General features: G+C 56.9%; 1 rRNA gene. It reads right to left on the bottom strand.

Features of this window, described 5'->3' with window-relative positions:
• Positions 1 to 1,270, bottom strand: a 23S ribosomal RNA gene (locus ACZ58V_RS41470); the annotation flags it as partial.
• Positions 1,271 to 1,369 lie beyond the last annotated feature (99 nt).

Here is a 1,369-nt window from a genome sequence, read left to right on the forward strand (position 1 = left end):
AATGACACGACTTCGGCGGTACGCTTGAGCCCCGCTACATTGTCGGCGCGGAATCACTAGACCAGTGAGCTATTACGCACTCTTTCAAGGGTGGCTGCTTCTAAGCCAACCTCCTGGTTGTCTCTGCGACTCCACATCCTTTCCCACTTAGCGTACGCTTAGGGGCCTTAGTCGATGCTCTGGGCTGTTTCCCTCTCGACCATGGAGCTTATCCCCCACAGTCTCACTGCCGCGCTCTCACTTACCGGCATTCGGAGTTTGGCTAAGGTCAGTAACCCGGTAGGGCCCATCGCCTATCCAGTGCTCTACCTCCGGCAAGAAACACACGACGCTGCACCTAAATGCATTTCGGGGAGAACCAGCTATCACGGAGTTTGATTGGCCTTTCACCCCTAACCACAGGTCATCCCCCAGGTTTTCAACCCTGGTGGGTTCGGTCCTCCACGAAGTCTTACCTCCGCTTCAACCTGCCCATGGCTAGATCACTCCGCTTCGGGTCTTGAGCGTGCTACTGAAACGCCCTATTCGGACTCGCTTTCGCTACGGCTTCCCCACCCGGGTTAACCTCGCAACACACCGCAAACTCGCAGGCTCATTCTTCAAAAGGCACGCAGTCACGAGATATGTGCAAGCACATATCCGACGCTCCCACGGCTTGTAGGCACACGGTTTCAGGTACTATTTCACTCCGCTCCCGCGGTACTTTTCACCATTCCCTCACGGTACTATCCGCTATCGGTCACCAGGGAATATTTAGGCTTAGCGGGTGGTCCCGCCAGATTCACACGGGATTTCTCGGGCCCCGTGCTACTTGGGTGTCTCTCAAACGAGCCGCTGACGTTTCGACTACGGGGGTCTTACCCTCTACGCCGGACCTTTCGCATGTCCTTCGCCTACATCAACGGTTTCTGACTCGTCTCACAGCCGGCAGACTGTGAAAGAGAGATCCCACAACCCCGTATACGCAACCCCTGCCGGGTCTCACACGCATACGGTTTGGCCTCATCCGGTTTCGCTCGCCACTACTCCCGGAATCACGGTTGTTTTCTCTTCCTGCGGGTACTGAGATGTTTCACTTCCCCGCGTTCCCTCCACTTGCCCTATGTGTTCAGGCAAGGGTGACAGCCCATGACGACTGCCGGGTTTCCCCATTCGGAAACCCCCGGATCAAAGCCTGGTTGACGACTCCCCGGGGACTATCGTGGCCTCCCACGTCCTTCATCGGTTCCTGGTGCCAAGGCATCCACCGTGCGCCCTTAAAAACTTGGCCACAGATGCTCGCGTCCACTGTGCAGTTCTCAAACAACGACCAGCCACCCATCACCCCACCCTTTCAGGCGAGTTCACTGGGGCCGGCGACTGAGGAAAA

The sequence above is a fragment of the Streptomyces sp. NPDC040589 genome (assembly GCF_055594445.1).